The sequence below is a fragment of the Microbacterium sp. R1 genome, assembly GCF_015159725.1.
Lineage (GTDB): Bacteria > Actinomycetota > Actinomycetes > Actinomycetales > Microbacteriaceae > Microbacterium > Microbacterium oxydans.
In genome coordinates, this window is record NZ_JADDUD010000001.1 from 1,296,387 (window position 1) to 1,321,845 (window position 25,459).

27 protein-coding genes are annotated in these 25,459 nt (G+C 67.9%); 19 read left to right on the forward strand and 8 right to left on the reverse strand.

All coding sequences use genetic code 11. The features are described 5' to 3' along the window. The first annotated feature begins 72 nt into the window (after window positions 1-72). The 5 genes from ILP86_RS06505 (at window position 73) to ILP86_RS06525 (ending at window position 5,901) form a co-directional block, all read left to right on the forward strand. A complete protein-coding gene (locus tag ILP86_RS06505) occupies window positions 73-1,716 on the forward strand; it encodes an ABC transporter substrate-binding protein (RefSeq protein WP_046749582.1) in 1,644 nt (547 codons plus the stop codon). A gap of 94 nt (window positions 1,717-1,810) precedes the next feature. Then, window positions 1,811-2,740 (forward strand): ABC transporter permease, encoded by a 930-nt coding sequence (locus ILP86_RS06510; protein ID WP_193761644.1) that lies wholly within the window; start codon window positions 1,811-1,813, stop codon window positions 2,738-2,740. Continuing rightward, entirely contained in the window at window positions 2,730-3,671 is a 942-nt protein-coding gene (locus ILP86_RS06515) for an ABC transporter permease (RefSeq protein WP_046749580.1), read from the forward strand. Before ILP86_RS06510 ends, ILP86_RS06515 begins: the two co-directional genes overlap by 11 nt. Continuing rightward, a complete protein-coding gene (locus tag ILP86_RS06520; RefSeq protein ID WP_046749579.1) occupies window positions 3,668-5,332 on the forward strand; it encodes an ABC transporter ATP-binding protein in 1,665 nt (554 codons plus the stop codon). The genes ILP86_RS06515 and ILP86_RS06520 overlap by 4 nt, the downstream gene beginning before the upstream one ends. Before the next feature lie 8 nt (window positions 5,333-5,340). Next, window positions 5,341-5,901 (forward strand): PH domain-containing protein, encoded by a 561-nt coding sequence (locus tag ILP86_RS06525; RefSeq protein WP_193761645.1) that lies wholly within the window; start codon window positions 5,341-5,343, stop codon window positions 5,899-5,901. Window positions 5,902-5,983: 82 nt separating this feature from the next. Here the strand turns inward: ILP86_RS06525 and ILP86_RS06530 are convergent, their stop codons facing one another. From ILP86_RS06530 to ILP86_RS06540, 3 genes are all read right to left on the reverse strand, one after another. Then, on the reverse strand, window positions 5,984-6,202 hold the full coding sequence (locus tag ILP86_RS06530; protein WP_046749578.1) for a hypothetical protein: 219 nt from the start codon (window positions 6,200-6,202) through the stop codon (window positions 5,984-5,986). A 125-nt stretch (window positions 6,203-6,327) separates the two neighbouring features. Beyond that, complete coding sequence (locus tag ILP86_RS06535; RefSeq protein WP_046749577.1) at window positions 6,328-6,540, reverse strand: hypothetical protein; 213 nt, start codon at window positions 6,538-6,540, stop codon at window positions 6,328-6,330. Window positions 6,541-6,628: 88 nt separating this feature from the next. Continuing rightward, complete coding sequence (locus ILP86_RS06540; RefSeq protein ID WP_193761646.1) at window positions 6,629-7,435, reverse strand: CPBP family intramembrane glutamic endopeptidase; 807 nt, start codon at window positions 7,433-7,435, stop codon at window positions 6,629-6,631. Between the two features lie 102 nt (window positions 7,436-7,537). Here ILP86_RS06540 and typA point away from each other — a divergent pair, with 102 nt between their 5' ends. From typA to ILP86_RS06560, 4 genes are all read left to right on the forward strand, one after another. After that, window positions 7,538-9,451 (forward strand): translational GTPase TypA, encoded by a 1,914-nt coding sequence (gene typA / locus ILP86_RS06545; protein ID WP_046749575.1) that lies wholly within the window; start codon window positions 7,538-7,540, stop codon window positions 9,449-9,451. Between the two features lie 196 nt (window positions 9,452-9,647). After that, window positions 9,648-10,544, forward strand: coding sequence for a hypothetical protein (locus ILP86_RS06550; protein ID WP_052748831.1), 897 nt, complete (start codon window positions 9,648-9,650; stop codon window positions 10,542-10,544). Window positions 10,545-10,642: 98 nt separating this feature from the next. After that, entirely contained in the window at window positions 10,643-11,689 is a 1,047-nt protein-coding gene (gene glsA / locus ILP86_RS06555) for a glutaminase A (protein ID WP_193761647.1), read from the forward strand. Beyond that, window positions 11,686-13,317 (forward strand): MFS transporter, encoded by a 1,632-nt coding sequence (locus ILP86_RS06560; RefSeq protein ID WP_058633177.1) that lies wholly within the window; start codon window positions 11,686-11,688, stop codon window positions 13,315-13,317. The genes glsA and ILP86_RS06560 overlap by 4 nt, the downstream gene beginning before the upstream one ends. Before the next feature lie 3 nt (window positions 13,318-13,320). On the opposite strand, the gene ILP86_RS06565 is transcribed toward ILP86_RS06560, so the two are convergent. Continuing rightward, window positions 13,321-13,869, reverse strand: a complete 549-nt coding sequence (locus tag ILP86_RS06565; protein WP_046749572.1) for a helix-turn-helix domain-containing protein — start codon at window positions 13,867-13,869, stop codon at window positions 13,321-13,323. A 104-nt stretch (window positions 13,870-13,973) separates the two neighbouring features. Between ILP86_RS06565 and ILP86_RS06570 the strand changes: the two genes are divergently transcribed. The 6 genes from ILP86_RS06570 (at window position 13,974) to ILP86_RS06595 (ending at window position 18,402) form a co-directional block, all read left to right on the forward strand. Continuing rightward, the gene (locus ILP86_RS06570; RefSeq protein WP_179515911.1) at window positions 13,974-14,696 is read left to right on the forward strand and encodes an AzlC family ABC transporter permease; all 723 of its coding nucleotides are present in this window, start codon (window positions 13,974-13,976) and stop codon (window positions 14,694-14,696) included. Further along, window positions 14,693-15,007 carry an AzlD domain-containing protein gene (locus ILP86_RS06575; protein ID WP_046749570.1) on the forward strand — a complete coding sequence of 105 codons (315 nt, stop codon included), beginning with the start codon at window positions 14,693-14,695 and terminating at the stop codon, window positions 15,005-15,007. The genes ILP86_RS06570 and ILP86_RS06575 overlap by 4 nt, the downstream gene beginning before the upstream one ends. 49 nt (window positions 15,008-15,056) lie before the next feature. Continuing rightward, complete coding sequence (locus tag ILP86_RS06580) at window positions 15,057-15,467, forward strand: hypothetical protein (RefSeq protein WP_046749569.1); 411 nt, start codon at window positions 15,057-15,059, stop codon at window positions 15,465-15,467. A 9-nt stretch (window positions 15,468-15,476) separates the two neighbouring features. Continuing rightward, window positions 15,477-15,797 (forward strand): ferredoxin, encoded by a 321-nt coding sequence (gene fdxA / locus ILP86_RS06585; protein WP_045263079.1) that lies wholly within the window; start codon window positions 15,477-15,479, stop codon window positions 15,795-15,797. A gap of 11 nt (window positions 15,798-15,808) precedes the next feature. Further along, complete coding sequence (gene dapC / locus ILP86_RS06590) at window positions 15,809-16,921, forward strand: succinyldiaminopimelate transaminase (RefSeq protein ID WP_193761648.1); 1,113 nt, start codon at window positions 15,809-15,811, stop codon at window positions 16,919-16,921. Between the two features lie 191 nt (window positions 16,922-17,112). Next, window positions 17,113-18,402, forward strand: a complete 1,290-nt coding sequence (locus ILP86_RS06595) for a citrate synthase (protein ID WP_179515913.1) — start codon at window positions 17,113-17,115, stop codon at window positions 18,400-18,402. Between the two features lie 69 nt (window positions 18,403-18,471). Here the strand turns inward: ILP86_RS06595 and ILP86_RS06600 are convergent, their stop codons facing one another. Both ILP86_RS06600 and dapD read right to left on the reverse strand, forming a co-directional pair. Further along, the gene (locus ILP86_RS06600; protein WP_179515914.1) at window positions 18,472-19,848 is read right to left on the reverse strand and encodes a DEAD/DEAH box helicase; all 1,377 of its coding nucleotides are present in this window, start codon (window positions 19,846-19,848) and stop codon (window positions 18,472-18,474) included. A gap of 288 nt (window positions 19,849-20,136) precedes the next feature. Beyond that, on the reverse strand, window positions 20,137-21,084 hold the full coding sequence (dapD, locus tag ILP86_RS06605) for a 2,3,4,5-tetrahydropyridine-2,6-dicarboxylate N-succinyltransferase (RefSeq protein ID WP_058633172.1): 948 nt from the start codon (window positions 21,082-21,084) through the stop codon (window positions 20,137-20,139). Between the two features lie 64 nt (window positions 21,085-21,148). On the opposite strand from dapD, the gene dapE reads away from it, so the two are divergent. The 3 genes from dapE (at window position 21,149) to ILP86_RS06620 (ending at window position 23,689) form a co-directional block, all read left to right on the forward strand. Continuing rightward, entirely contained in the window at window positions 21,149-22,222 is a 1,074-nt protein-coding gene (gene dapE / locus ILP86_RS06610; RefSeq protein ID WP_046749565.1) for a succinyl-diaminopimelate desuccinylase, read from the forward strand. Further along, entirely contained in the window at window positions 22,204-23,421 is a 1,218-nt protein-coding gene (locus ILP86_RS06615; RefSeq protein ID WP_193761649.1) for a hypothetical protein, read from the forward strand. The genes dapE and ILP86_RS06615 overlap by 19 nt, the downstream gene beginning before the upstream one ends. Before the next feature lie 94 nt (window positions 23,422-23,515). Beyond that, window positions 23,516-23,689: a DUF3117 domain-containing protein gene (locus ILP86_RS06620; RefSeq protein ID WP_071328210.1), complete on the forward strand. Its 174-nt coding sequence runs from the start codon at window positions 23,516-23,518 to the stop codon at window positions 23,687-23,689. Window positions 23,690-23,806: 117 nt separating this feature from the next. Here the strand turns inward: ILP86_RS06620 and ILP86_RS06625 are convergent, their stop codons facing one another. Further along, window positions 23,807-24,445 (reverse strand): O-methyltransferase, encoded by a 639-nt coding sequence (locus ILP86_RS06625; RefSeq protein WP_046749563.1) that lies wholly within the window; start codon window positions 24,443-24,445, stop codon window positions 23,807-23,809. An 89-nt stretch (window positions 24,446-24,534) separates the two neighbouring features. Here ILP86_RS06625 and ILP86_RS06630 point away from each other — a divergent pair, with 89 nt between their 5' ends. Continuing rightward, window positions 24,535-24,924, forward strand: coding sequence for a twin-arginine translocase TatA/TatE family subunit (locus ILP86_RS06630; protein ID WP_193761650.1), 390 nt, complete (start codon window positions 24,535-24,537; stop codon window positions 24,922-24,924). A gap of 34 nt (window positions 24,925-24,958) precedes the next feature. On the opposite strand, the gene ILP86_RS06635 is transcribed toward ILP86_RS06630, so the two are convergent. After that, complete coding sequence (locus tag ILP86_RS06635; RefSeq protein ID WP_046749561.1) at window positions 24,959-25,453, reverse strand: YcxB family protein; 495 nt, start codon at window positions 25,451-25,453, stop codon at window positions 24,959-24,961. Window positions 25,454-25,459: the final 6 nt, after the last annotated feature.

Below are 25,459 nucleotides of genomic sequence, written 5' to 3' on the forward strand. Positions count from 1 at the left end.
GTTACGCTCAGGTATCCCTGCGTGCTCGATGGTGAGCGCGCAGACTCAGCACTGTCCACAGGAGGACGAAAAGTGAAACGAAACAGGATTGCCCTCGCGGGCAGCGCTCTGCTCGTGGTCGGCGCCCTGGCGCTGGCCGGTTGCGCAGGCGGGAACGACTCCGGCGATGAGGGCTCCAAGGGCTCGGCGTCGGCGATCATCTCGGCGAACGGAGGCGAGCCGGAGAACGCGCTGATCCCGACCAACACCAACGAGGTCAACGGCGGCAAGATTCTCGACTCCGTCTTCGCAGGTCTCGCCTTCTACGACGGCGACGGTGCTCTCGTCAACGACATGGCCGAGTCGATCACGGTCGACGCGCCGAACAAGGTCACGGTCAAGCTGAAGGAGGGCAACAAGTTCACCAACGGTGAAGACGTCGTCGCCCACAACTTCATCGACGCGTGGAACTACGGTGCGCAGCTCTCCAACGCGCAACTGAACCAGTCCTGGTTCGCCGACATCGTCGGCTTCAACCCCGACGCAGACTCCGAGCTCACCGGTCTCACCGAGGTCGATGACCAGACCTTCACGATCGACCTGAGCAGTGACGTCGCCTCCGACTTCGTGACCCGCCTCGGCTACTCGGCGTTCTACCCGCTGCCCGATGTCGCCTTCGAGGACATGGACGCCTTCGGCGAGAACCCGATCGGCAACGGCCCGTACATGCTCGCCAAGGAGGGAGCATGGCAGCACGACGTCCAGATCGACCTCGTCAAGAACGATGACTACAAGGGTGAGCGCGTCGCTCAGAACGGCGGCCTGACGCTGAAGTTCTACACGGCTCCCGAGGGCGCGTACGCCGACCTGCTCGGCGGCAACATCGACGTCATCGACCAGATCCCCGAGGCTTCCCTCGCGGTCTTCGAGGACGAGCTCGGCGAGCGGGCGACCAACCAGCCCGCGGCCATCTTCCAGTCGTTCACCATCGGTGGGCAGCTCCCGCACTTCTCGGGCGAAGAGGGCACCCTGCGCCGCCAGGCCATCTCGCTGGCGATCAACCGCGACGAGATCACGAGCAAGATCTTCGCCGACACCCGCACCCCGGCGAGCGACTTCACGACGCCCGTCATCGACGGCTGGAGCGACAGCGTTCCCGGTTCCGACGTCCTGAAGTACGACCCGGAGAAGGCCAAGGAGCTGTGGGCGAAGGCTGACGCCATCTCCCCGTGGTCCGGCACCTTCCAGATCGCGTACAACTCCGATGGTGGACACCAGGTGTGGGTCGATGCGGTCTCGAACTCGCTGAAGAACACGCTCGGCATCGAGGCGTCGGGCGCACCGTACGTCGACCTCGCCACGCTCCGCGCAGCGGTCAACGCGCGTGACGACGCGGGCAAGCGCACGATCCAGACGGCGAACCGTTCCGGATGGCAGGGCGACTACCCCGCCGTCTACAACTTCCTGCAGCCGCTCTACGGCACGGGTGCATCGTCGAACGACGGTGACTACTCGAACCCCGAGGTGGACTCTCTGCTCGCAGAGGGTGCAGCGGCCACGAGCGCGGACGACGCGAACGCGGCTTACGAGAAGGTCCAGGAGATCCTCTTCAACGACCTCCCGGTCATCCCGCTCTGGTACCAGAACTCGATCGGTGGCTTCGGCGACTCGGTCGACAACGTCACCGTCGGCTGGAACTCGGTTCCGCTCTACTACGAGATCACCAAGGCCGAGTAGGCCCTTGGAGTGAACGGCAGCGAGGCGGTGGCGGCGACGTCACCGCCTCGCGTCGTGCACTCCGGCTGACTCCGACTCCACGAAAGGAGCAAGGATGCTCGCCTACACCCTGCGGCGACTTCTTCAGCTGATCCCGGTCTTCTTCGGTGCGACGCTTCTCATCTACGCGCTCGTCTTCCTGATGCCGGGTGACCCGATCGCGGCGCTCTTCGGTGACAAACCGCCGAGCCCGCAGCTGCTCGCCACGATCCGAGCGCAGTACCACCTGGACGACCCGTTCCTCGTCCAGTACTTCTACTACATCACCGGCGTCTTCAAGGGCGACATGGGAACGACGTTCTCCGGTGAGTCCGTGAGCACCGTGCTGGCACGCACGCTCCCCATCACGGGGCGTCTGGCCATCATGGCGATCGCGATCGAGTTCACGCTCGCGATCATCATCGGAACGCTCTCCGCGCTCCGCAAGGGCAAGCTGTTCGACCACGCCTCGCTGATCGTCTCGCTCATCTTCCTGTCGATGCCGATCTTCGTCGTCGCCTTCCTCGCGCAGTACTTTCTCGCGATCAAACTGGGCTGGTTCCGTCCGACCGTCGGTGGCCAGAACGACTGGGGTGATCTGTGGCTTCCCGCCATCGTGCTGGGGCTGAGCCTGTATGCGACCAGCATGCGGCTGATGCGCGGCTCTGTGCTCGACACCCTCAACCAGGACTGGGTGCGCACGGCGTACGGCAAGGGGCTGTCGCGTAATCGCGTGATCCCCGTGCACGTGCTGCGCAACTCCCTGATCCCGGTGATCACCAACTCGGCGACGAACTTCGGTGTGCTCCTCGTCGGAGCGACCGTGACGGAGTACATCTTCAACATTCCCGGCGTGGGGCAGACCCTGTTCCAGGCGACGTTGAGGCACGAAGGACCGACGATCGTCTCCTTCGTGACGGTGTTCGTCATCATCTACGTTCTCGTCAACCTGCTCGTGGACCTGCTCTACGGGCTGCTCGACCCGAGGATCCGCTATGTCAAGTGACCGTCCCTCCCATTACGTCGCACCGGTGGTGGCCGAACAGCCGCCGACGGATGCCATCAACGTCAAAGGCAAGCCTGCGAGTCTCTGGCGGGACGCGTGGACCGATCTACGCCGTCGCCCGTCGTTCTGGATCTCGCTCGGCATCGTCGCGCTCATCCTGCTGATGGCCCTGTGGCCGACGCTCTTCACGCAGACGCCTCCGAACAACCAGTGTGAGCTCGGGAACTCCAATGCGGGACCGGCCGCCGGCCACCCCCTGGGCTACACGTTCCAGGGCTGCGACATCTGGTCGCGCATCGTCTGGGGCTCGCGCACATCGATCAGCGTCGGCCTGCTGGCGACGATCATCAGCTCGACTCTCGGTCTGATCATGGGTGCCTTCGCCGGCTACTACGGAGGATGGCTCGATGCCGTGCTCTCCCGCGTCGGCGACATCTTCTTCTCGATCCCCTACATCCTCGCGGCGGTCGTCGTGATGACGGTGTTCGCGCAGTACCGCAACGTCTTCACCCTCGCCCTCGCGATCGGTGGGTTCGCCTGGGCCGCGACGGCGCGTGTCGTCAGGGCGGAAGTGCTCAGAGTGAAACAAGCGGACTTCGTGATGGCGTCGGCCGCGCTGGGGAAGGGGCGTTTCGGCACCCTGCTGTCCCACGTGATCCCGAACGCGTTCGCTCCGCTGCTCGTGCTGGCGACCCTGGCACTGGCCGGCGGTATCGTCGCGGAGGCGACCCTGAGCTTCCTCGGTGTCGGTCTCGGAAGCGACGTCATGTCCTGGGGCAACGACATCAGCCAGGCACAGCGCTCGCTGCGTGTCGCGCCGATGGCACTGATCTATCCGTCGATCGCGCTCACCATCACGGTGCTCGCGTTCATCCTCCTGGGCGAGCTCATCCGAGACGCCCTCGACCCGAGGGCGAGGGCACGCCGATGAGTGAAGCAACGACTCCGCTGCTGAGCGTCCGCGATCTCACGGTCGCGTTCGACACGCAGAACGGCACACGACAGGTCCTGCATGGCATCAGCTTCGATGTCATGGCAGGGGAGACGGTCGCGATCGTCGGCGAGTCCGGTTCGGGCAAGTCGACGGCGGCGACGTCCATCATCAAACTGCTGGCCGGCACCGGAAAGGTCACCGGCGGGAGCATCACCCTGGACGGCGAGGAGCTCACGCACCTCTCCGAGCGGGAGATGGAGCGCATCCGCGGCAAGGCGATCGGCTACGTGCCGCAGGACCCGATGTCGAACCTCAACCCCGTCTGGAGCATCGGCTTCCAGGTCGAGGAGGCGGTCCGTGCCAACGGCCTCGCCCAGGGACGCGCGGCGGTCCGGGCTCGGGCGATCGAGGTGCTCCAGCAGGCGGGGCTCGCTGACGCGGCCAAGCGACTGCGTCAGTTCCCTCACCAGTTCTCGGGCGGTATGCGCCAGCGAGCGCTCATCGGGATCGGATTGGCCGCGGACCCCCGGCTTCTGATCGCGGACGAGCCCACCTCGGCCCTCGACGTCACGGTGCAGCGCGTCATCCTCGACCACATGGCGAGCCTGACCCGCGACCGCGGAACCTCGATGCTGCTGATCACGCACGACCTCGGTCTCGCTGCCGAGCGCGCGGAGCGCCTGATCGTGATGCAGAACGGGACGATCGTGGAGTCGGGACCGAGCCGGGAGATCCTGCAGAACCCGCAGCATCCGTACACCAAGCGCCTTGTCGCCGCCGCGCCCAGCGTGGCATCCCAGCGCATCCAGGCTGTGGTCGAGGACCGCGGTGTGGAGACGCTCGAGGATCTCGCCGCCATCCCTCCCACGGTGCGCGTGGCCGGCCTCACCAAGGACTACCGCATCCGACAGGGCGGTTTCCGCAGCGAGATGTTCCGCGCCGTAGACGACGTGTCGTTCGAGATCCCGCGCGGGAAGACGCTGGCTCTCGTCGGCGAGTCGGGCTCGGGCAAGTCGACCGTCGCCAAGATGGTCCTCAAGCTGGAGGACCCGACGTCGGGGACGATCGAGATCGACGGCATGGACGTGTCCGGGTTCTCCCGCGCACAGTCCTTCGGTCTGCGTCGGCGCATGCAGCCGGTGTTCCAGGACCCGTACGGTTCTCTGGATCCATTGCGCAATCTCGAGAACACCATCGCCGAACCGCTCGAGATCCACGGTGTGGGCGACCGCACTTCGCGTCGCGAGCGCGTGCGTGAGCTTCTGGATCAGGTGTCTTTGCCGCAGGATCTGGCGACCCGCTACCCGAGCGAGCTGTCGGGTGGACAGCGCCAGCGGGTCGCGATCGCGCGTGCTCTGGCGCTCAAGCCGGACATCGTGGTGCTCGACGAGGCGGTCTCCGCTCTGGACGTGCTCGTCCAGGCGCAGATCCTCAGGCTGCTGGCCGACCTGCAGACGGAGCTGGGCCTCACCTACCTGTTCATCACGCACGACCTCGCGGTGGTGCGTGTCTCGAGCGATCTGGTCTGCGTCATGGAGCGCGGCCGGATCGTCGAGCAGGGCACGGTCGATGAGACCTTCGCGAACCCGAAGCAGGAGTACACGAGCCGTCTGCTCGAAGCGATCCCCGGTGCGTCCATCCCTCTGGGTGGCCTCTGATCGTGGCGATGCCGAACTCTCCCGAGGACGGGCGGACCTTCCGCTCGTCCTCGGGCACGGTCGTCATGGTCGTGAGCCTCGCTCTGGCGGTGTTCCTGCTCGGCGACGCCGTCGTGCGCGGAGGCTGGGGGCAGACGCTGCTCCTCGCACCGTGGGTGCTTCTCGGCCTGTGGATCATCTACGAGATCAGCTTCGTGTCGATGGTCCGCATCAGCGACGACGGGGCACTCGTCCAGAACATGCTGCGGCGCACCGAGTTCGGTTGGCACCGGGTCCGTGAAATCGACCTGCAGTGGCAGCTGCGGTTCTCGCTCGACGATGACACGGAGCTCACCTGTTGGGGTGGACCGGCGCACGCGCGTCCGAGACGAAGCAAGATGCGCGACGAGGAAGTGCAGGTCTCCGCGTCGTTGCGCGGCCTGACGGACATCCGCGACCGCTGGCAGGCTGCTGCGGGTCACGCGGCGAGTGCGCCGATCCGTCGCTCCTGGGACGCCAGGGCGCTGTCAGCGCTCGGGATCATCATCGTGTGGGCGGTCGTCGCCGTGATGATCGCCTCCGCAGGCTGAGATACTTCCCACTTCCCCGCACACGTGCCCCCTGCCGTCTCACGAGGACAGGGGGCACGTTGCAATACGGTTCGGGGCCGGTTCAGGAGTAGGAGAACCAGTACCCCGGCTGGCCGCTGCGGTGCACGCAGGAGCCGACGCTGTAGCCCTCCTGCATGAAGATCCGTCGTTCGGCCTGGCAATAGGACAGATCGGTGAACGGGCCGAACCAGCTGGCGGCCTGCGCTGCAGCGGCCCCGCCGAACACCATTCCCGTGACGAGGACGATGCCTGCGGCCGTTGCGGACAGTTTCTTCTTCATTCGAATCCCCCCGGATTGTCGTACCCACGTCGTCGTGGGTGCCCCGAGCCTAGGGGCGAGGTCCGACGGGTGTCAACGGATCGAGGCGACGGGCTGATGCCCGCCGCCTCGATCCTCGATGATGCTCAGTACGTCTGGAAGTACCAGCCTCCGGTGCCGGGGATGCAGGGGGCGGCCTTCCCCCCGCCCCTGACATAGTCGGTGCGATCGGCGTTACACTGCGCCGCCGACGAGTAGGGCCCGAAAACACTTGCCGATGCGGGCGCGACGCTGAGCAGCGTGATCCCTGCTGCGATGGCGATCGCGGCCCCCGCCTTGGTCATCCTGTTCATCTTCATGAGACTTCCCTCCGTTTTCCGTCGTTGGAAGCCTTCAGGCTAGAGCACTCCGTCAGCGAAGGGGGAGAGCCATCCCACCCGTCGTCACTCAGCCGGGGAGACCGAACAGCTCAGGCCACATCGCCGCGGCCCAGGGATACCCCACGAAGGCGGCCGCGTCGATCAGGAAGTGCGCGACGAGGAAGGGCATCAGCCGCCCGCTGCGGTGATAGAGCCAGCCGAAGAGCAGCCCCATCGCGAGGTTGCCGACGAACGCCGGGTATCCCTGGTACAGGTGGTAGCTCGCCCGCAGGACCGACGTGGAGATGATGATCGTCCACGGACTCCACCCGAGTTGTCGCAGCCGTGTGAAGAGGTATCCGAGCACCACGAACTCCTCCTGCAGGGAAGCGCGGGCCGCCGCGAGCAGGAGAACCGGGACGGTCCACCAATACGCGTCTATCCCGGCAGGATCGATGGCCACGGTCAGTCCGAGCGCCCGGCCGGCGAGATAGAGACCGAGGCCGGGGATGCCGATCGCGAGCACGAGCAGGATGCCGCGGCCTGCATCCTTCGCGACACCGGTGCCATCCAGCCCCAGTCGCGCCAGATGCGGGCGTCGCGACTGCCACAGCAGGAAGCACACCAGCACGACGGGGACGAGCGAGAACCCGATCGCGAGCACCTGGTAGATGAGGTCGAAGATCTCCCTGTCGCTCCGAGACGGGTTGAGCTTCGCCACTTGATCGGCGATCGGCACGTCGTCCGTGAGGCGGTATGCGAGCTGGACTACCGCGTAGACCGCCGACTGGCCGAGACCCAGCGCCAGGACGATCGCGATCTCCCACCACAGTCGAGCACGGGAGGGGGCGGGGGAGAGGTCGGGGAGGTCCCACGGAGCCTGCGGTCGGGTCACGATCTCGATGCTACGACCTGCTTTTCAGGAACCGGCCGCGAGCTTGCGTTATCCTGGAACGTCGGCTTCCCGGCGAAACCCCACATCTTTTAGGACACCTGCATGGCGCACGCCCTCCGTTCTGACCTCCGCAACGTCGCAATCGTGGCGCACGTCGACCACGGCAAGACCACTCTCGTCGACGCCATGCTGCGTCAGACGGGTTCCTTCGGCGAACACGCTCACGTCGATGAGCGCGCCATGGACTCGAACGACCTGGAACGTGAGAAGGGCATCACGATCCTCGCCAAGAACACGGCGATCACCTACAAGGGCAAGCACGCCGGCGGCAAGGAGATCACGATCAACGTGATCGACACCCCCGGCCACGCCGACTTCGGTGGCGAGGTCGAGCGCGGCCTGTCGATGGTCGACGGCGTCGTGCTGCTCGTCGACGCCAGCGAGGGTCCGCTGCCGCAGACCCGCTTCGTGCTGCGCAAGGCTCTCGAGGCCAAGCTGCCCGTCATCCTCCTGGTCAACAAGACCGACCGTCCTGACGCGCGCATCGCCGAGGTCGAGGAAGAGGCGCACGACCTGCTGCTGGGTCTCGCCTCCGACCTGGTCGACGACGTGCCCGACCTCGACGTCGACGCTCTTCTCGACGTGCCGGTGGTCTACGCCTCCGGTCGTGCCGGCGCCGCCTCGCAGAACCGTCCCGCCGACGGCACGCTTCCGGACAACGACGACCTCGAGCCGCTCTTCGAAGCCATCCTCGAGCACGTGCCGGCGCCGGAGTACGACGACGAGCACCCGCTGCAGGCCTGGGTCACGAACCTCGACTCCAGCCCGTTCCTCGGCCGTCTCGCCCTGCTCCGCATCTTCAACGGCACCCTCAAGAAGGGGCAGACCGTCGCCTGGGTGCGCGCTGACGGCACGCACCAGAACGCGCGTGTCACCGAGCTCCTGAAGACGCGTGCACTCGAGCGCTACCCTGCCGAGTCCGCAGGCCCCGGTGACATCGTCGCTATCGCCGGCTTCGAGAACATCACGATCGGCGAGACCATCGCCGACCCCGAGGACGTCCGTCCGCTTCCGGCCATCACGGTCGACGACCCCGCCATCTCCATGACGATCGGCACCAACACCTCGCCGCTCATGGGCAAGGTCAAGGGGCACAAGCTCACGGCTCGCATGGTCAAGGACCGTCTCGACAAGGAGCTCATCGGCAACGTCTCGCTCAAGGTCGTCGACATCGGCCGTCCGGACGCGTGGGAGGTGCAGGGCCGAGGCGAGCTCGCTCTCGCCATCCTCGTCGAGAACATGCGTCGCGAGGGCTTCGAGCTCACCGTCGGCAAGCCGCAGGTGGTCACGAAGAAGATCGACGGCAAGACCTACGAGCCGTTCGAGCACCTCACGATCGACACTCCGGAAGAGCACCTCGGCGCGATCACTCAGCTGCTCGCGAACCGCAAGGGTCGCATGGAGAACATGACCAACCACGGCACCGGCTGGGTGCGCATGGAGTTCATCGTCCCGTCGCGCGGCCTCATCGGCTTCCGCAGCGAGTTCCTGACCACGACCCGCGGCACCGGTATCGCGAATGCGATCTCGCACGGCTACGAGCCGTGGGCCGGCTCCATCACGACGCGTCAGAACGGCTCGATCGTCGCTGACCGTCAGGGTGTCGTCACCCCGTTCGCGATGATCGCTCTGCAGGAGCGCATGTCGTTCTTCGTGCAGCCCACGCAGGAGGTCTACGAGGGCATGGTCATCGGCGAGAACTCGCGCGCTGACGACATGGACGTGAACATCACCAAGGAGAAGAAGCTCACCAACATGCGTGCAGCGAGCTCCGACACCTTCGAGTCGATGACGCCTCCGCGCCAGCTGACGCTGGAGGAGAGCCTCGAGTTCGCCCGCGACGACGAGTGCGTCGAGGTGACCCCCGAGGTCGTGCGCATCCGCAAGGTGAACCTCGACGCGAACACGCGTGCACGCGAGACCGCGCGCCTGAAGCGCCAGGACGCGAGCGTCTGAGAACAGCCTCGGACACGCTCCGAGTGAGAGGGCCCCGTGCCGCCGAAAGGCGTGCACGGGGCCCTCTTCTCATGTAAATCCCAGGTGAGGGATTGTTTTCGTTCAGGTTCATCGTTCAGAGTGGTTCACTTGCGCCTGGGACGAGCTCCCGATGAGTCTCCTTAAAGGGCGTACGACAACCCGAAAGTCGAACCCAATGCTTCAGAAGACCCGTGCGCTTCGGCGCGCCTCCGCGGCGGCATCAGCCCGTAACGCGGCCCACCGTCCCATGACCATCCTCGGCGTCGCATCGGCGACGCTGGTCGGCATCACGCTGAGCGTCGGTCTGGCCTCCACCCCCGCGGTGGGAGCCATGAGCCCTGCTGCGGCCGTCACCGCACCCGCACTGGCGGGCGCTCAGCCGCTGGCAGAGATCGCGGAGGACGCCTCCGCCACTCTGGCACAGGCGAAGGACGCGGTCACCGCAGCCGAGACCCTGAGCGCTGAGGTCGCCGCCGCCGGCCTCGATGTGGGAGCAGTGACTTCCGTCGACACCTCCGATCTCGAAAGCGACATCGAGAAGCTCGATGACACCGAGGTGACGCCGGTGCTGCTCGTAGGCGTCCTCGCCGACAAGGCGCAGGATGAGACCGCGAGCGTGGTCGCCGACACCGCGGAGCTGCGCGGGGCGCTGACCGCCGCCCAGCAGAAGCAGGCCGAGGAGGAGGCAGCGCGGGTCGCAGCGGAGCAGGCGGCGGCCCAGGCCGCCGCGGAACAGCAGGCCGCAGCCGCGCTGGCTGCAGCGAACACTCCCGAGGGGGCGAAGGCGGCCGCACAGCAGATCATGTCGAGCACGTACGGATGGGGCGGTGACCAGTTCTCCTGCCTGAACTCCCTGTGGAACAAGGAGTCCGGCTGGAACTACAAGGCGTACAACCCCAGCGGTGCCACCGGCATCCCGCAGGCGCTCCCCGGAAGCAAGATGGCCTCCGCCGGCTCCGACTGGCAGACGAACGCGGCCACGCAGGTCGCGTGGGGTCTCGGGTACATCTCGTCGGTGTACGGCACTCCCTGCAGCGCATGGTCGCACTCCCAGGCGATGAACTGGTACTGATCCGCTCCGCAACGCTGCACATGCTCTAGGTGAAGGCGGTCGTCGAGCGCTACGGTGACTCTGACGGCTGGGGGACGTCACGGATCCGAGGAGGAGATGTGCTCGACCCCGCAGCATGGCACGGCGTCCCGCAGGAGGCGTCCACCGGCGCGCTGCCGGGGTGGGACCGCGTCGAGGAGGTGGTGCGCGATGCTCACGCCCGCTACGCCGACGAGCGCCGCGGGAGCGTCGCGGACTACATCCCGGTGCTCGCGGAGGTCGATCCGGAGCTGTTCGGTCTGGCGGTGATCGAGGTCGGCGGCGGACTGCACGACGCCGGAGATGCGTTGCATCCGTTCTCGATCCAGTCCATCTCGAAGATGTTCGTGTACGCCCTGGCCATCCAGGAGCACGGCCATGAGCGCGTGCGCGAAGTCGTCGGGGTGAACAACACCGGCCTGGCCTTCAACTCCGTGATGGCGCTGGAGCTCAACGACGGCCACCCGATGAACCCCATGGTCAACGCGGGGGCGATCGCCACGACAGCGCTCATGCCCGGTGCGACACCCGTGGAGCAGTGGGAGCGGATGCGGGAGGGGCTCTCGGCGTTCGCCGGCCGCCCGCTGAGCCTCGACGGCGTCGTGTACGCCTCGGAGGCCGCGACCAACGACCGCAACCGTGCTCTCGGACGCCTGCTGCGCAGCTACGGGCGACTCGCGGGTGACCCGGACGAGGTGGTCGATGTGTACACGCGCCAGTGCGCGCTCGGGGTCACGGCTCACGACCTCGCGGTCATGGGCGCCACACTCGCCGACGGGGGAGTGAACCCCGTCACGGGCGAGCGGATCGTCTCGGCGGACGTGTGCCGCGACACGCTCGCGGTCGTCGCATCGACGGGCCTCTACGAACGCTCCGGCGACTGGCTGTTCGAGATCGGACTCCCCGCGAAGTCCGGAGTCGCGGGAGGCATCGTCGCCATCGCGCCGGGAAAGGGCGCTGTCGCGGGGTTCTCTCCTCGACTCGACGAGGCGGGCAACTCCGTCCGCTCGCAGATGGCCATCGGCTACCTGTCGCGGGCGCTCGGGCTGAACCTGTTCGCCTCGTCGGCCGTCCCCCATCCTGCGTCTTCTCCCGCCTCGCCCTCCGCACCCCTGGAGCTGTCATGACCCAGATCCCCGCACCGCAGACTCCGATCAAGACCTCGTGGCTGCCGATGGTCAGCCTCTTCCTCGCGCAGGTGCTGATGTCGTTCAACGTCGCCGCGCTGCCGATCTCGCTCGGGGGCATGGTGAGCGAGTTCGGAGTGCCGCCGACGGTCGCGAGCACGACCATCGTCATGTACGGCCTCGCCGTCGCGGCGCTCGTGATGACCGGCGCGAAGCTCGGGCAGCGGATCGGCTGGGTCGTGATCTTCCGGATCGTGATCGCGTTGTTCGCCGGTTCGTCGATCATGATGATCCTCGCTCCCACCGTGTGGTGGGCCATCGCGGGGCAGGCCGTGGCCGGGGCGGCTGCCGCGATCATCGTGCCGTCGATCGTCGCTCTCATCGCCGAGAACTACCGGGGGCCTCAGCAGGCGACCGCCATCGGCGCCATCGGTTCGGCGCGCGCGATCTCGGGCGTCAGCGCCTTCCTGATCGGAGGGACGCTGGGCACGTTGGTGGGCTGGCGACCGATGTTCTTCATCGTGCTCGGCATCGCCGTGGTGGTGTTCGCCCTGAGCTTCACCCTGCGGGGGGATCGCGGCGACGCGTCGATCCGCATCGACCTCGTCGCCTCGTTGCTCATCGGCGCGGCGATCGTGCTGCTGACCCTCGGGTTCAACAACCTGAACTCGTGGGGTGCCGTGGCGGCGACGGCCGATGCCCCCTTCGCGGTGCTCGGCCTCTCGCCGGCCCCCGTGTTCATCGTGGTCGGCCTCGTGCTCGGCCAGGCGTTCTTCCTGTGGACGAGGAAGCGGATGGCGGAGGGAAAGGTGCCCCTGATCGACCTGAGCGTCCTCGGATCCTCTCGCGAGCGCGCCGCCGTGTACGCGATGTTCATCGTGGTGGCGCTGGAAGCGTGCGTGAACTTCACGATCCCGCTCTACATCCAGATCGTGCAGGGGAGGACGCCGTTCGACACCTCGATGGCCATGATGCCGTTCAACTTGACGGTCTTCGTCACCGCCACCCTCGTGGTGCGGCTGTACAAGCGGTTCCCACCGCGCACGATCGGCGTCGTCGGGTTCATCCTCACCACGGCGGCCCTGGTGTGGCTGTCGTTCGTGGTCAACAACAACTGGGAGACGATCCCGACGATCCTGGGCCTGATCGTCTTCGGCATCGGGCAGGGGGCGCTGGTGACCCTGGTGTTCAACGTGTTGGTGACGGCGGCTCCGGCCGAGCTCGCGGGGGATGTGGGGTCGCTGCGAGGCACCACGCAGAACCTCGCTTCGGCGGTGGGCACCGCGCTGGCCGGAGCGCTGCTGGTGTCCCTCCTCGGCCTCAGCGTCGGTCGTGCGGTCGTCGAGCATCCCGAGCTGCCGCCGTCCCTCGTCGCCCAGGTCGACATGGACAACATCAACTTCATCAGCAACGACGATCTGCGCGCCGCGCTCGAGGCGACGGACGCGACGCCCGAGCAGATCGACGCCGCGGTGGTGGTGAACGAGGAGTCGCGCCTGGGCACTCTCAAGCTCGGACTCCTTCTGCTGGCGGGGATCAGCGCGCTCGCGATCCTTCCGGCTTCCCGGCTACCGCAGTATCGGCCGCACGAAATCCCCGATCCGTCGCCGGTCTCGGGAGGGGAGTGAGGCTCAGCGCAGCTCCGAGATGAGCACGGCTCTGGTGCCCGCCACGGTCGCCTCGAAGACATGGGGCGCATCGCCGGCGTAGGTCAGGTAGTCGCCGGGGTCTAGGAGGACGGGATTCTCCGCCGGGCCGATGCGCGCCTGGCCGGCCATCAGGACCACGTGCTCGATCGTCCCGGGGTGATGGGGATCCGACCGGCGTGCGTCGCCCGGCTCGGCCTGGATCAGGTAGACGTCGCGGCGTGCGCCGGGCGGGCTCGCAGACAGCAGGGTCGCGCTGTAGGCGGCAGCGGAGGACGGCACCCCGGACAAATCGTCTGCGCGGATCAGCTTCGGTGCGTTGGACTGCTGGTCGACGAGCACGGCGAACGGCACCCCCAGTGCGACGCCGAGGGCCCACAGCGTCTCGACGCTGGGGTTGCCCGAGCCGCTCTCGAGCTGGGACACCGTCGCCTTGGAGACCCCGGCCCGTCGAGCGAGTTCGGACACCGACAGGCTCGCCGCCTCACGTTCCCGGCGCAGGGTGCGGGCGATGCGCGTACGAAGTTCCTCCATACGTTCATCATGTCAAACGATCGTTCGCTTGACTATGCCGCAGAACGTGTTCAGAATTATGACCATGTGTTCACTGAAGCGAACGGCAGCTCTTGGGCGGCGCGATGACCGCGGAGCGTGAGGTCTGGCGTGAGGCACTCGGCGTGGTGCTGGCGACCAGTGCGTACGGGGTCTCTTTCGGCGCGCTCGCCGTGGCGTCGGGGCTCGACGTCTGGCAGACCTGTGTGCTGAGTCTGCTGATGTTCACCGGGGGGTCCCAGTTCGCCTTCGTCGGCGTCTTCACCGCTGGGGGATTGTCGGCACTGCCTTCCGCGATCGCCTCGGCTGCGCTCCTCGGTGTCCGCAACGTCGCCTACGCCATGCGGATGTCACCCATCATCGGGGGCGGACCGGCTCGCAAGGCCGCAGCTGCGCACTTCACGATCGACGAGTCGACGGCCGTGGCGATCTCGCAGGGTGATCCTCGGCTGCGGCGGGTCGGCTTCTGGGTGACCGGGATCGGCATCTTCGTCGGGTGGAACATCACCACCCTCGTCGGGGCGCTCGTGGGCGACGTGCTCGGCGACCCCAGGACATGGGGACTGGATGCGGCCGCAGCCGCGGCGTTCCTCGCTCTCCTCTGGCCTCGGCTCCGGCAGCGGCAGGCCGTCGCGGTCGGCGTCGCAGCGGCTGTCGTCGCCGCGGCCTTCACGCCGTTCCTGATGCCGGGCCTTCCGGTTCTGGTGGCTGCGGTCGTCGCGATCGCCGTCGGCTGGTTCGACTGGTGGGGTCGTCCCGCGGCCTCGACCGACGGTGGAGCGGACCGGGGTGCGGGGGCGGCCTCGTGACCGTGTGGAGTGCGATCCTCCTCGCCGCCCTGATCTGCCTCGCCCTCAAGGCGGCCGGATACCTGGTGCCCCCTCGGGTGCTGGAGGCGCCGCGCACCGCCCGCATCTCCGATCTGCTGACAGTGGGTCTGCTCGCGGCTCTCGTGGCCGTGCAGACCCTCGGCGACGGTCAGGCGATCACGGTCGATGCTCGCGTGCCCGCGCTGCTGGTCGCCGGCGGCCTCCTGTGGCTGCGGCAGTCCTTCCTCGTGGTCGTCGTCGCGGCGGCGGCGGTCGCAGCCCTGTTGCGTCTGTTCGGGATCGCCGCATGACCCACCTCCCCGATCCCGTCCGGCGGGGGCTCGTCGGTAAGATCGACAGGTGCGCGTGAGCTGGGTGTCGAGAGTGTTGTCGTGGATCGCTGCCGCCCTCGTCGGCGGTGTCTACGGCGTCGCCGGCACTATCAGTCACAGTGTGATGTGGGGCCCCATCCCCATCGGCATGATCATCGCGGCCATCGCGTGCGCTGCCATCCTCATCGCCGTCCGAACCCTCACGCATGACAGGGGCGCCGCTGTCGCGGCCGGACTCGGGATGATCGGCATGCTGGTGCTGATCTCCGGGGAGGGGCCGGGCGGATCCGTCGTCGTGCCCGCCTCGTTCCTCGGGCAGATCTGGACCTATCTGGTCGCCGGAATCGTCCTGCTCGTCGTCGCCTGGCCCTCCGTCCGACGCCTCCCGGTGCGCACAGAGGCGCCTGCCGCGCAGGAACCCGAGCCGCGCGAGTCGTAGACTGAGGGGGTGACGTATGTGATCGCCCTCCCGTGCGTCGATGTCAAGGATCGCGCCTGCATCGACGAGTGCCCCGTTGACTGCATCTACGAGGGCGAACGCTCGCTCTACATCCACCCGGACGAATGCGTGGACTGCGGCGCCTGCGAGCCCGTGTGTCCCGTCGAGGCGATCTACTACGAAGACGACCTGCCCGATGAGTGGCAGGACTACTACAAGGCCAACGTCGAGTTCTTCGACGAGATCGGGTCGCCCGGTGGCGCCGCCAAGGTGGGTGTCTACTCGTTCGATCACCCGATCGTCGCGGCTCTGCCGCCTCAGGGCGAGTAGGCGCTGGCTCCGTGAGCGTCCGCGATCTCGCCGACTATCCGTGGGATGCCGTCGTCCCGTTCCGTGAGCGCGCGCAGCAGCACCCGGACAGACTGATCGACCTCTCGGTCGGTTCTCCGGTCGACCCCACCCCCGACATCATCCGCCGCGCCCTGGCCGAGGCCACGGATGCGCATGCCTATCCGCAGACGGTGGGCACGCCCACCCTGCGGGAGGCGATCGTCGAGTGGTACGCCCGGCGCAGGGGAGTGCCCGACCTCCGGGTCGACAACGTGCTCCCGACGATCGGATCCAAGGAACTCGTCGCGCTGCTGCCCACACTGCTCGGCCTGGGGGCCGGAGACATCGTCGTCCACCCGCGCGTGGCCTACCCGACCTATGAGGTCGGCGCCCGCGTCGCTGGAGCGACGCCCCTTCCCGCGGACGATCCCGCCGACTGGCCGGAGGGCACCAAGCTCATCTGGATCAACACCCCGGGCAACCCGGACGGACGCACCTGGACCGTCGATGAGCTCGCCGCTGCCGTGCGTCGTGCTCGTGAGCTCGGTGCCGTGCTCGCGAGCGACGAGTGCTATGCCGAGCTGGGCTGGGACGGCGTCTGGGCGACCGAGTCGATCCCGTCGGTCCTCGACCCGCGGGTGACGGGCGGAAGTCGTGCGAACCTGCTCAGTGTCTACTCGCTGAGCAAGCAGTCGAACCTCGCCGGCTACCGTGCGGCGTTCGTGGCCGGGTGCGCTCGTGTCGTCGGCGAGCTTCTCACTGCCCGCAAGCATCTCGGGCTGATGCCCCCGGCACCGGTGCAGCACGCGATGGCGGTGGCGCTCGCGGACGACGAGCACGTCGCCGTCCAGAAGGCTCTCTACCGCACCCGCCGCGATGCCCTGCGTCCCGCGCTGGAGGTCGCAGGCTTCCGCATCGACGGTTCGGAGGCCGGGCTGTACCTCTGGGCGACCGAGGGGCGGGACTCCTGGGAATCGATGGGACGGCTGGCCGATCTGGGCATCCTCGCCGGTCCGGGTCCGTTCTACGGCGGTGAATCCGGGCAGCATGTCCGCCTGGCCCTCACCGCATCGACGGCTCATGTGGCCGAGGCCGCGCGCCGTCTCACTGTGGCCGATATGTAGATTCCCTCCTCGGAGGGGGCGTCCCTTTGGCGGATGTCACAGTAGGCCTGTGCGACTACTAGGCTGTAAAGGCGATTCGGTCGTGACCCGACCTGGCGCCTGAGCGCCGTGAGATCGCCAGTTCAGGCTTGATCAAGATCTTGTTCGAACCCACCGCGACGAGCGGGGGCGGACACTACGAGGAGGTCCGCGTGAGTGCAGCGGCAGACCAGACGGCGAAGCTGACGATCGGCGACACGACCGCTGAATTCCCGGTGCTGCGCGGCACGGCGGGGCACGACAGCATCGATTTCTCGACGTTGACGCGGCAGACGGGCTACACCGGCCTGGACTACGGTTTCGTCAACACGGCGTCGACGAAGTCGGAGATCACGTACATCGACGGCGACAAGGGCATCCTGCGGTACCGCGGATATCCGATCGAGCAGCTCGCGGGTTCGACGAGCTACCTCGAGGTCGCATGGCTCCTCATCTACGGCGACCTGCCCTCCGCCTCCGAGCTGGCGGAGTTCGACGAGAAGATCCGCCGGCACACCCTCCTGCACGAAGACCTCAAGCGCTTCTTCTCGGCGCTTCCGCACACGGCGCACCCGATGTCGGTGCTGTCCTCGGCGGTCGCGGCGCTCTCGACCTACTACGAGGGTCAGACCGACCCGCACAACCCGGAGCACGTCGAGCTGAACATGGTGCGCATGCTCGCGAAGCTCCCCGTGATCGCGGCCTACGCGCACAAGAAGAGCGTCGGCCAGGCCTTCCTGTACCCCGACAACTCCCTGAGCTTCGTGGACAACTTCCTGAAGCTCAACTTCGGCGTTCACAGCGAGGAGTACGAGGTCAACCCGGTGATGTCGAAGGCTCTCGAGCTGCTCCTCATCCTGCACGAAGACCACGAGCAGAACGCGTCGACGTCCACGGTCCGCCTGGTCGGTTCGACCGGAGCCAACCAGTTCGCATCCGTGTCCGCCGGTATCCAGGCTCTCTCCGGTCCGCTCCACGGCGGGGCGAACGAGGCCGTGCTGACCATGCTCGGTCAGATCCGCGACTCCGGGCAGAGCGTCTCGCGCTTCGTCGAGCGGGTGAAGAACAAGGAAGAGGGCGTGAAGCTGATGGGCTTCGGGCACCGGGTCTACAAGAACTACGACCCCCGTGCCAAGCTCGTCAAGGACGCGGCCGACGAGGTGCTCTCGTCGCTGGGCGTCACCGATCCGCTCCTCGACCTCGCCAAGGAGCTCGAAGAGCTGGCGCTGGCCGACGACTACTTCCGGGAGCGTCGCCTGTACCCGAACGTCGACTTCTACACCGGCGTCATCTACAAGGCGATGGGCTTCCCCACGCGCATGTTCACCGTTCTGTTCGCGATCGGTCGTCTGCCCGGTTGGTTGGCCCAGTGGCGCGAGCTGCAGCTCGACCCCCAGACGAAGATCGGTCGTCCGCAGCAGCTGTACACAGGATCGCCGGAACGTCAGTTCCCCACGCGCTGAGCGCGTGACGAGAAAGCGCCCCTCCCGCCGTAGCGGAAGGGGCGCTTTCTTCTTCGCCGTGCAGCGGGGTCAGCGACCCTGCGAGCCGCGACCGCCCTGGCGGGACTGACCGCTCTGCGTGGAGTACCCGCCACCCTGGCCTGCGCCGGGACGGGGGCGACGACGGCGACGCGACGGCGGGTTGGCCGCGCTGTTCCTCTCGCCGCCGGCCGGACGCTGCTTCGAGGACTGACGCTGCTGCTGCTGCGGTGCCTGCACCGGTGCCGGGCGCACGTGCGGCGCGCGCTCGGGGACGAGCTCGGCGACCGCAGCGGCGGTGACGTCCTCGAGCGGCGCCGTGATGGCGGCCTTGCGCAGAAGATCCTTGACGTCGCGGCGCTGCTCAGGGAGCACGACCGTGACGACGGTTCCGGCAGCACCGGCGCGGGCTGTGCGGCCGGAACGGTGCAGGTATGCCTTGTGCTCGACCGGCGGGTCGACGTGGACGACGAGGTCGACGTTGTCGACGTGGACGCCGCGCGCGGCGACGTCGGTCGCGACGAGCACCCGCACGCCGCCGTCCTCAGGGGCGGTCGAGAACGCACCGAGGTTGCGCTCGCGCGCGTTCTGCGAGAGGTTGCCGTGCAGGTCGACGGCGGGGATCCCCGCGGCGGTGAGCTGCTTCGCCAGCTTCTTCGCCTGGTGCTTGGTGCGCGTGAAGAGGATGCGCCGACCGGTGCCGGAGGCGAGCTCGCGCACGAGAACGGTCTTGTTGTCGGTGGAGTCGACGACCAGCACGCGGTGCGTCATCTCGCCGACGGGAACGCTCTCCTCATCGACCTCGTGGCTGACCGCGTTCGAGAGGAAGCGGCGCGCCAGGGTGTCGATACCGCGGTCCAGCGTCGCGCTGAACAGCAGGCGCTGTCCGCCGGCAGGCGTGGCCGTGAGGATGCGGGTGACGCCGGGGAGGAAGCCGAGGTCGGCCATGTGGTCGGCTTCGTCGAGCACGGTGACCTCGATCGCGCTGAGACGGAGGACCTGCTGCTTCATGAGGTCTTCCAGGCGGCCGGGGCAGGCCACGACGATGTCGACACCGCCGCGCAGTGCCTGCTCCTGCGGGCGCTGGCTGACGCCGCCGAAGACGGTCGTGACGCGAAGGCCGGCGGCCTCGGCGAGAGGAGTGATCGTCGCGGCGATCTGAGTCGCGAGCTCACGGGTGGGGGCGAGGACGAGACCACGCGGCAGGCCGGCGCGGCGCTGACCGCCGGAGGCGGCGAGGCGGGCGACGAGGGGGAGCGCGAAGGCGATGGTTTTGCCGCTGCCGGTGCGTCCGCGACCCAGGAGGTCGCGTCCGGCGAGAGAGTCGGGCAGCGTGTCGCGCTGGATGGCGAACGCCTCGGTCTTACCCGAGTCGGCGAGAACGGCGGCGAGCTCGGCGGGAACGCCGAGTTCAAGGAAAGTAGACATGCAGAAACTCCGTCAGCGCACGAATGAACGGCGCGAGATAGGGGGTGAGGTGGGCGACGGCGCGGAATCGCGCATCGGTTCGCCGTTCGAAAGGCCAGCTCGTGCTGGTGGTGGGAGCGGTTCCGCTCGCTTCGGTCCTCGGAGACCCCGTGACGACGACGATGTTGGGTACCGGCGGTACACGCAACGGAGTCAGTCTACCAGTGCATGCATGAGCTCGGCTGCATGTCGGCTCCTGCGCGGGTCGCCGAGGCCACCTGCGCGCACTGACACCCGCCGCCCGGGGTCTCAGGCGTGCAGGGCCTCGTTCAGCGTCACCCCGACGCCGGCGCGGCGGACGGCCTCGACGGCACCGCTGAGCGAGTTGCGGCGGAACAGCAGTCCGTCCTGACCGGAGAGCTCTCCGCCCTTCACCGTCCTCCGCCCGCCATCGGCGGTCACGGGGCCGTCGACCAGGACGATCTTCGTGCCGGCCGTCACATAGAGGCCTGCTTCGACGACGCAGTCGTCACCGAGGGAGATGCCGATGCCGGCGTTGGCGCCCAGCAGCGTGCGCGCGCCGATCGCGACGCGGTGCGTCCCTCCGCCCGAGAGCGTGCCCATGATGGAGGCGCCCCCGCCGATGTCGCTGCCGTCGCCGACGACGACCCCCTGGGAGATGCGGCCCTCCACCATCGACGCGCCGAGCGTTCCGGCGTTGAAGTTGACGAAACCCTCGTGCATGACAGTGGTGCCGGGGGAGAGGTATGCGCCGAGGCGCACGCGGGAAGCATCCGCGATGCGGACACCGGTCGGCTGCACGTAGTCCGTGAGACGGGGGAACTTGTCCAGACCCTGGACCTGGATGCCCGACCGCTGGAGGAGCGGACGCAGGCGGGCGGCGTCCGAGGGCAGGACGGGTCCCGCGTTGGTCCAGGCGACGTTCGGGAGATGAGCGAAGACGCCGTCGAGGTTCACATCGTTGGGGCGCACCACCAGGTGGGAGAGCGCGTGCAGACGAAGATAGGCGTCCGCGGTCGAAGCCGGTGCGGCGTCGAGGTCGATCTGCAGCTGCACGACTTCCACCGTGACGTTGCGTCGCTGGTCGGCTCCGGTGAGATCCGCGAGCGCGGTGACGGCGGCCTCATCCGCCTCCGCGGTTCCGGTCCGCACCTCGGGGTACCACGCATCCAGGACGGTGCCGTCTCCGGCGATCGTGGTCAGTCCGATACCCCATACCGTGCGCGCGTCGCTCATCCCTCCACGCTATCGCGCCCGCAGCGCGGTGACTGCACGCATGACGGGTAAGTAGTCTTGACCCATGGTGCTCGATCTGACCGCGTCCTCCGTCGACCTCACCCGTGCGATCTGCGATATCCCCAGCGTCTCCGGAGACGAGAAGACGCTCGCCGACGCCATCGAGGCGGCCGTCACGCCGCTGGGGCACCTGCAGGTCTTCCGCCACGGCAACACCGTCATCGCGCGCACGGATCTCGGTCGCGCGCAGCGCGTCGCGATCGCCGGGCACATCGACACGGTGCCCATCAATGCCAACCTCCCCACCCGCGACATCGAGATCGACGGTGTGCCGTACCTCTGGGGTCGTGGGACCGTCGACATGAAGGCAGGGACCGCGGTGCAGCTGAAGCTCGCTGCGGAGCTGGTCGAACCCGCGATCGACATCACCTGGATGTGGTACGACAACGAGGAGGTCGAGGCGTCGAAGAACGGCCTCGGGCTGCTCGCCGCCGTCCGCCCCGACCTGTTCGAGGCCGACTTCGCGATCCTCGGTGAGCCCTCCAACGGCGAGGTCGAGGGCGGATGCAACGGCACGATGCGGGCGATCGTGCGCACGTCGGGCGTCCGGGCGCACAGCGCGAGGGCATGGATCGGGGAGAACGCGATCCATCGTGCCGCGCCGATCCTCACCCGGCTCGCCGAGTACCGGGCCAGGGAGGTGCCGGTCGAGGGGCTGCTGTACCGCGAGAGTCTGAGCGCCGTGCGCATCGCCGGTGGCGTCGCGGGGAACGTCATCCCCGATGCCTGCGAGGTCGAGGTCAACTACCGCTTCGCGCCGAGCAAGTCCGCCGCGGAGGCCGAGACACATCTGCGCGGAGTCCTCGCGGGGTTCGACGTCGAGATCACCGACGCCGCCGAGGGTGCGCGTCCCGGCCTCGACGCGGAGATCGCGAAGCAGTTCGTCGCCGCCGTCGGCGCGGAGCCGCGGCCGAAGTACGGCTGGACGGATGTCGCCCGCTTCTCCGCTCTGGGGATCCCCGCCGTCAACTACGGTCCCGGCGACCCACACCTGGCCCACCACGATGAGGAGCGCGTGCCGCTCGCGCAGATCGACGCCGTGGAGCGGGGCCTGCGCGCATGGCTCACCTCGCACTGAGCGCAGCGCGCCGTTGGGCGAAGGCGCCGATCGCGCTGCGCGTCGCGCTGATCTACCTCGGGGCGCGGGTCGTGACGACGGTGCTCCTCATCATCGCCGCATCGCTGTCGACCTCCTCCTCGCGCTTCGGCGCCGGGGCGGGCCTGATCGATTTCGTGCTCGGCTGGGACGCGCAGTGGTACTGGCTCGTCGCCGAGAACGGGTACCCGACAGAGCTGCCGCTCACGGATGCGGGCGACGTCGCCGAGAATGCCTGGGCCTTCATGCCGGTGTTCGCATATGCGGCCAAGGGGATCGGTCTCGTGCTCGGTTCCTGGGGAGCAGGCGCCCTCCTCCTCTCTCTCGGGGCCGGATACCTGGCGTGCCTCGTGCTGCACCGGCTGCTGCGCGAGCGCATCGGTGATTCCGCTGCGCTGTGGGCAGTGGTGTTCTTCGCGGTCGGCCCGATCGCGGCGATGTTCCAGGTGGGATACGCCGAGACGCTGTTCCTCCTGCTGCTCTTCCTCGCCCTCGACATGACGGCGCGGCGGAAGTACGCCTGGCTGTATCTGCTCATCCCGGCGATGGCCTTCACCCGCCCCGGCGTCCTCGCCTTCGCGCTCTATCTCGGATTACACGGGGTGGTGCGCTGGGTCCGTCGCCGCGACGATCCGTTGGCGGGGAGGGAAATCGCACACATCCTCGCGCTCGGGACGCTCGCGACCGTCTGCGGATTCGCCTGGCAGGTGATCGCCGGCATCGCGACAGGGGACGCGGGGGCGTATCTCGCGACCGAGCTCGCCTGGCGTCAGCACTGGATCACCGGCGGCGTCGAAGGGTTCATCCCTTTCGAGGGGTGGATCCAGGCGTCGCAGTTCTGGTTCGGTCTCTGGGGCTTGCCGCAGTGGTGGGGGCCCATCGCCCTGGTGCTCATCGTGGCAGGTGCCGCCGCAGTGCTCCTGCTCTCACCGCAGGTACGGGCGCTCGGCGTCGATCTTCGCCTCTGGAGCGCGAGCTATCTGCTCTACCTGCTCGCCGTCTTCTTCCCCCAGTCGAGCACCTTCCGCCTGCTGCTCCCGCTCAGTCCGTTGTGGGGCGCGGTCGCCGTGCCGCGGTCTCGGCTCTGGCGTCTCGGCGTCCTGGCGGCATGTCTGGTCGGTCAATGGGTCTGGATATATCACGTGTATGGGCTCGGGAACACGTTCTGGCAGGTCCCGTGACCGTGGAGCTCGACCCAATTGTTGCTCCGTGACCTCCAGGTCCCGGTGACACCCGATAAACTCATCCCATACCACCGGAGGAAAGGGAGCCACGATGGCAGCGATGAAGCCGAGGACCGGAGACGGGCCTATGGAAGCCGTGAAGGAAGGACGACTCATCATCGTGCGCGTTCCACTCGAAGGCGGCGGCCGCCTGGTCGTCTCCGTGAACGACGCCGAGGCCAAGGAGCTTCACGACGTGCTTGGCGCCGTCGTGGCACCGGCCTGATCGACCAGGGATCCGCGTCAGCGGATCCGAAAGGGCGGTGGTTCCTCGGAACCACCGCCCTTCTTCCTGGGTCGGCACCTGCGTGGTCGGCGCCGCCTCCATCGGGAATCCGTGCGATCAGCCGCGCTCTGCGAGGCTGATCAGCTGCAGCAGGCCTTCGCCCGCGGGGGAGAGCGTCGCGAGCACGGCCGAAGACTCCTGCGTCTCCTGCACGAGGGATCGGTAGGCGGCCGTGACCTCGTCGCGCTGCACCGGGTCGGCGACGCGGCCGCCCGCCAGGACACGCGGCACGAGCACGAGGCCACCGGTGCGTGCGAGACGCAGACCGTGCTCGACGTACTCGATGACGTGCTCGGGGTCGGCGTCGACCAGCACGATGTCGTAGGAGTTCTCGTTCATGCGCGGGAGCACGTCGATCGCACGCCCCGTGATAAAACGTGCTCTCGTGGAGGGGATCTTCGCGTCGGAGAAGGCCTGCCGCGCGGCGGCGAGGTGCTCCGGTTCGTTGTCGATCGAGGTGAGCACGGCCTGGGGCGCGCCGCGGAGCAGCCAGAGTCCGGAGACACCGGCACCCGTGCCGATCTCGACGATCGACCTGGCGCCGGTCGCGGCGGCGAGCACAGCGATCTGAGAGCCGACGGACGCGCTGACGGGCATGGCCCCGAGCTCGAGCGCGTGCGCACGGGCGCGAGCGATGGCGTCGGGTTCCACGATGGACTCGCGCAGAAAACGCGCGTTCGCGTCATGCTCGCTCATGGCCTGTATCTCCCTGCCTGCCTGTGATCTTCTCCAGCGTATTCGGTCCGCGAGTGCGGGGACCGCAGGCGCGGCGGTAGCCTGTAGAGATGACGTTCGGGCTCACCTTCGAGAAGCTGTTGCTGATCGGCCTCATCGCGGTTCTGATCATCGGCCCCGAGCGTCTCCCGCGCGCAGCGGAGAGCTTCTCCCGCATGGTCCGCAAGGCCGGCGAGTACCTTCGTGCGACCAAGTCGAGGGTGCGCGAGGAGATGGGCCCCGAGATCGACGACGTCGACTGGCGCAAGCTCGATCCCCGCCAGTACGACCCGCGTCGGATCATCCGCGATGCCCTCATGGAAGAGCCGCAGCCGGCGACCCCGATGCAGGCCACAGCGACGATCGTGGAGCCGGTCGCAGGCTCCATCGCCCCCACGCGCGCGGTCCCGCAGGAGTTCAGCGCGACCAACCGCCCGCCGTTCGATCCCGAGGCGACCTGACCAGGTCGCGACGTCAGGGGTCCGCGGGAGAGGGCTAGGAGATCCGGGAGCGGAGAGCGGCGATGTCGTCGTCCGTCAGCAGCTCGCGGGGTATCGCGGTCGCGGCCGAGGTGTCGCGCAGCTTCAACAGCACCGCGTCCCTTCCCACGTGCATCCTCTGGAACGTGCGGTACGCGATGTCGGAGCGACGTCGCCCGCTTCCCATCTGCAGACCCTCGTCTTCCAGTGACACCCACACGCGTGTCCCGACGGGCATCGCGATCCGCACGGCGGTGCGCGCCCCCGACACCGACATGAACACGGCGAAACCTGCGAGCGCGACGATGAGCACGGGCATCCAGCCTGCCCCGTAAGGTCCCTCTTCCCCCGGAGCCACCGGCGCGGTGAGGTTGACGACGCTGAAGACGAGCGCCGCCGCGAGTGCGACCCACATGACGATGGCCGCAGGACGGGTCAGCGAGTAGATCGCGGCGTCGCGTGCCATCCGTCGCAGCAGGCTCTCGTCGACGGTCAGGGAACGTGCAGGCATCCGAGC